Origin of the sequence: Clostridium sp. ATCC BAA-442 (assembly GCF_964239415.1) — a bacterium.
Lineage (GTDB): Bacteria > Bacillota > Clostridia > Oscillospirales > Oscillospiraceae > Flavonifractor > Flavonifractor plautii.
This window is the reverse complement of record NZ_CAXSQB010000036.1, coordinates 12,431-17,122: the sequence shown is the minus strand read 5'-3', so window position 1 is coordinate 17,122 and position 4,692 is coordinate 12,431. Positions and strand designations below refer to the sequence as shown.

Annotated in this window: 5 protein-coding genes; 1 reads left to right on the top strand and 4 read right to left on the bottom strand. The window is 62.0% G+C overall.

From position 1 onward, the window contains the following. Window positions 1–216: 216 nt before the first annotated feature. The 4 genes from ACESY8_RS14010 to spoIVB all read right to left on the bottom strand — a co-directional run bounded on the left by ACESY8_RS14010 (window position 217) and on the right by spoIVB (window position 3,526). Window positions 217–897: an LrgB family protein gene (locus ACESY8_RS14010; protein WP_009260126.1), complete on the bottom strand. Its 681-nt coding sequence runs from the start codon at window positions 895–897 to the stop codon at window positions 217–219. Further along, window positions 890–1,255, bottom strand: coding sequence for a CidA/LrgA family protein (locus tag ACESY8_RS14005; RefSeq protein WP_007489771.1), 366 nt, complete (start codon window positions 1,253–1,255; stop codon window positions 890–892). Before ACESY8_RS14005 ends, ACESY8_RS14010 begins: the two co-directional genes overlap by 8 nt. Window positions 1,256–1,539: 284 nt before the next feature. After that, window positions 1,540–2,286 (bottom strand): sporulation transcription factor Spo0A, encoded by a 747-nt coding sequence (gene spo0A, locus ACESY8_RS14000; protein ID WP_009260125.1) that lies wholly within the window; start codon window positions 2,284–2,286, stop codon window positions 1,540–1,542. Between the two features lie 187 nt (window positions 2,287–2,473). After that, a complete protein-coding gene (gene spoIVB, locus ACESY8_RS13995; protein WP_009260124.1) occupies window positions 2,474–3,526 on the bottom strand; it encodes a SpoIVB peptidase in 1,053 nt (350 codons plus the stop codon). 466 nt (window positions 3,527–3,992) lie between these two features. Here spoIVB and ACESY8_RS13990 point away from each other — a divergent pair, with 466 nt between their 5' ends. After that, window positions 3,993–4,505: a DUF6512 family protein gene (locus ACESY8_RS13990; RefSeq protein WP_054338852.1), complete on the top strand. Its 513-nt coding sequence runs from the start codon at window positions 3,993–3,995 to the stop codon at window positions 4,503–4,505. The last annotated feature ends 187 nt before the right edge of the window (window positions 4,506–4,692 follow it).

The window sequence follows — 4,692 nt, the reverse complement described above, 5'->3', positions numbered from 1 at the left end:
CCGGGGGCGTGTCCTTTTGCGCGGGCGCGCCCTGCAGCCGCGGCGTAGGGGCGGGGCTTGTCCCCGCCCAGGGGGCCGATGCGGACAGAAGATAAATTGCCTTGAAGGGCAAGCGGGGCCGCCCTGGTGGGTGGCCATACGGAAAGGGAGAAAATACAGGCTTGTAGGGGCGGGTGCCCACACCCGCCCGCGGGGGGGGGGGGCGTACGGATTCCGCTACATCAGGAACAGGGAGAGCACCACTGTGATCAGCCCGCACACCCCGATAGCCAGCCCGCTCATGGCCCCCTCGGTCTCTCCCAGCTCCAGAGCCTTGGAGGTGCCCACCGCGTGGGAGCAGGCGCCGATGGCCAGCCCGGCGGTCATGGGGTCCTTCACCCGGAACAGCTTGATGAGCAGCGGGGCCGCGATGCTGCCGAAGATGCCTGTGATCAGCACCGCCACCACGGTGATGGGGCCGATGCCGCCGTGGGCCTGGGATACGCTGATGGCAATGGGGGTGGTGACGGATTTGGGCAGGAGGGACGCGGTCATGGCCGCGTCCAGCCCAAACAGGCGGCAGAGCAGAAGGATGCTGCCCATGGAGGCCGCCGAGCCCACCACGCACCCAACCAGAATGGGCAGCCAGTTCTCCTTCAGAATACGGATTTTCCCGTAGATGGCCACCGCCAGGCAGGCGGTGGCGGGGGCGAGAAACATGTTGATGATCTCTCCGCCCTGATGATAGGACTCATAGGGAATGCGGAACAGCAGCAGCACCCCCACCACCAGGACGATGCCAATGAGCAGGGGATTACAGACCACCAGGCCGGTCTTTTTCTGGATGCGCACCCCAACCCAGAAGGCCAGGATACTCAAAGCGATGCCAAAAAAGGGGGAAGCAAACAGCTCAGACACGGGACTTCCTCCTCTCCAGCAGGCGCAGGGTGAACCGGATGCTCAGGGCGGTGGCGCCGAAGGTGATCACCGTTGAGAGCAGGCAGACCAACACCAGCGCGACGGCCGAGCGGCCCAGCACATCGAAGTAGTTGATGACGCTCACCCCGGCGGGCAGGAAAAAGAAGGCCATGTTGGCCAGCAGAAAATCCGCCTTTTCCCGGATATGCTCGATTTTGAGCAGCCCGGTGGCCAACAGCGCCAGCAGCAGCAGCATGCCGATCACGCTGGCCGGGAATGGAACTGGCAGCGCCGCCTCAATGAGCTGGCTAAACCAGCACACGGCAAAGATGACGCCGATTTGACAGATGATTTTCACGGGAATACGCCTCCTGTTTTACACATAAAGACGATTGTAGCCCCGATCTCTCTCCCTGTCAACCAGCTTCCTCCGCCTGTTGAGGCTGTCGATAAACCCTTCAGGCGAAGGTTTCGAAGGAAAAGATCGTGTGAAAGAAAACCGTCAGGGGTTTCTTTCGCGTTTGATCCACCGACTTTTTGAACTTTTTTGAAGGTTCGAAAAGTCCCTCGGCCTGTCGAAAATACTTTTTCGACAGGCTGAACAGGCGGGGGAAAATCCCCCGCCTGTTTTGATCATTTCCTTTACTTCTGTTTGCGCTCCAACTGGAGCTTGTCGGCGATCATGGCGATGAACTCCGAGTTGGTGGGCTTGCCCTTGGCGTTGCTCACCGTATAGCCGAAATACTTTTGCAGGGTCTCCAGATCACCCCGGTCCCATGCCACCTCAATGGCGTGGCGGATGGCGCGCTCCACGCGGGAGGCCGTTGTGCCGAAACGCTTGGCCACCTCCGGGTAGAGGATCTTGGTCACCGCGTTGATCACATCCATGTCGCCCACGGCGATGATGATGGCCTCCCGCAGATACTGGTAGCCCTTGATGTGGGCGGGCACACCGATCTCATGGATAATGGAGGTGACGGTGCTCTCCAGGTTCTGGCTCTCACCAGAGAGGCGCCCGGGCTCCTCCCCGCCGCTCTGGGGCTGTCCCGCCAGTTGGCGGATGCGCTCCATCACGGCGGAGAGTTTACACGGCTTCATCATATAGTAGTCCGCGCCATGGGCCGCGGCCAGCTCCGCCATATTGCCCCGCGCAAAGCTGGAGAGCACCAGCACCCGGGGCCGGCCGGGCAGCGCCGCCAGCTCGGACAGCACCTCCAGTCCATCCATACGGGCAAGCACGAAATCCATCACCACGATGTCCGGGGAGAGCTCCTTTGCCAGGCGGACCGTCTCCTGCCCGTCCCCTGTCTCTGCGGCCAGCTCCAGGCCGGATTCCTCCTCCAGCGCACCCGTAAAGACACGGCGGAACTCCTCACTGGCATCGGCCACCAAGATCCTCTTTCTGGTTTCCAATATTGACACCCTTTCCAGCAGGTTTCCCTGCCCTATGTTTGCTGCCTGGCCAAGGCTGTTTACCGGTTGCCTATAATTTACCATAATCAGACAGCAAACGCAAGGGTTTTTCTGGTAATTTATGGGTATTTCTCCTCGACTTCATTCGACCTTTTTACGACCGTTACGACTGGTTCTCCCCATTTTCCGCCTCCAGGAGCATATTCTCCGCCAAAATGCCGTAGCCCTGGGTGGGATCATTGACCAAAACATGGGTCACTGCGCCCACCAGCTTGCCGTTTTGCAGAATGGGGCTGCCGCTCATGCCCTGGACAATCCCGCCGGTGGTTTCCAGCAGGCGGGGATCGGTCACCTTGAGCATCAGGTTCCGGGTATCCGCGCCGTTGGCGGGATACACCCGGATAATCTCCACCTGATACTCCTCGACCTGGTCGCCGGCGATGTTGGAGAGAATCGTGGCCGCCCCGGTCTTGACCTCCTTGCGCTCCGCCACGGGCACCGGCTCCAGGCCGTCGGTCAGCGTACCGTCCTCCAGGCGGCCAAACACGCCGCTGGCAGTATTGGCGTACAGCTCGCCCAGATCCCGGTTCACCTGAAACGCGCCGTGGAGCTCGCCGGGGGCTCCCTTTTCCCCCTTCTTCACATCGGTGACCTCCGAATACATGATGGAGCCGGACTGGAGAGGCATGAGCTGGGCGGTGTCCACGTCGTTGATGCCGTGGCCCAAAGCGCCGAACCGCCCGGTAGCGGGCTCGCAGAAGGTGAGGGTGCCGATCCCCGCCATGGAGTCGCGGATCCACGCCCCCAGCTTGTATTGGCCGTCGCTGCCGCACTGGACCGCCTGAGCGGTGAGCTGTACGGTCTTGTCGTCCCGCACCGCCCGGATGCTCATGGGTTTTCCGCCCACCTCCTGGAGGACACTCTGCACCTCCTCGATGCTGTCCACCTCCTCCCGGTTGATGTGCGTGATGATGTCGCCCTCCCGCAGTCCACAGTCCCGGGCCGGGGCGCTGCTGCCCTCCGCGCCGGCCACCTCGGAAAAGCCCACCACCATTACGCCGTCGGAAAAGAGTTTGATGCCCACCGCGCGGCCCATGGGGATCACCGTCCGCTCCTCCGCGGCCCGGGCCGGGGCCGCCGATACCAATGACGCCAGCACGAACATCACCGCCACCGCCAGGGCCGCCCATGGCCTCGTTTTGGATTCCTCCTTCATTTGACCACCCCTTTTTTGAATTGAAACGTGAAAAACGGCGCACGCTGCGCGCCGTTTTTAATATGGCCGGAACGCGCGCCGCCGCCTCTGGCAATGAAACGCTCCTTTGGCTTGTCGTTTCCTTCCAGCGCCGGCCCCGTCGGCCTTCCTCCTTTTATTCCGCCAGATTTCCCCTTTGTCCCGGCAATTTCCTGTTTCCGTTATAAGAAGATTCTGGTAAAGTGCAAGGTAACCAAAAATTGGCGAGCGGTTCAAACCGAATCAAGCTCTTTATTCCGGGAGCCTGTTGGCCGCCCGCGCCATGGAAGCGGGCCCTCCGTCGCCGCTGCCTGTGCCGCCGGGCTGCTGGCCTCGGAATACAAAGCCGCACAGGACCCTGTGCTGTGCAGACATTCCCTGCCCCTGCGGGGTATGTCCGCCCCGCCCGGCGCATATACTCCACTATCACAAAACAGGGGGTATCGCTATGTCCCGTTTGTCCAAGGCGGCGCTGATCACCTTTGTGGTGGCCACGCTGGCGGGCTCCTGCCTGCACTTCCTCTACGCTCTCTGGCCCAATGGCCTGACCGCCCTGCTGGCCCCGGTCAACGAAAGCCTCTGGGAGCATGTGAAAATCCTCTATTGGCCCTGCCTGCTCTCCGGTGTTCTGCTGGTGCGCAGGGAGCCGGAGAGCCTGGGCGCCCGTGCCTTCTCCCTGCTCCTCTCGGCTGCGCTCATGCTGGGCGTGGGTTACCTCTATCATGTGGTGCTGGAGGGTGATTCCCTCTTTTTTGACGTGGCCCTCTATGTGCTGGTGATGGCCGCCTTTTTCCTGCTGCCCTGTTTCCTCCGCACTCCCGTCTGGAGCCGCACACGCCTGCTCTGGGTGGTGCTGGTGCTGGCGCTGGGCGCCGCCACCTTTGTATTTACCTGGTGCCCGCCGGATGGCCTGCTGTTCCGGGATCTCTCCCTGCCCGCCTTTTATTCGCTTCCCTGTTGAGTATGAGCCATTTCGGCCGTGAGTATGTCCCTGCAGGGCCGGAGGGATTTTTTCACAGAAAAAGGCGGAAAGCACACGTCTGTCCGCGCAGACCTTTCGCCCCGCAAAGGGGACGCTGCTCCCCGCCTGCCCCGGTACGTCTCTACCCTGTAGGGGCGGGGCTTGTCCCCGCCCGCGGGGGGGGGGG

Bases quoted from the DNA above. Each gene is read 5' to 3' on its own strand.
- ACESY8_RS13990 (WP_054338852.1), top strand. From the start codon at position 3,993: ATGTCCCGTTTGTCCAAGGCGGCGCTGATCACCTTTGTGGTGGCCACG.
- spoIVB (WP_009260124.1), bottom strand. From the start codon at position 3,526: ATGAAGGAGGAATCCAAAACGAGGCCATGGGCGGCCCTGGCGGTGGCG.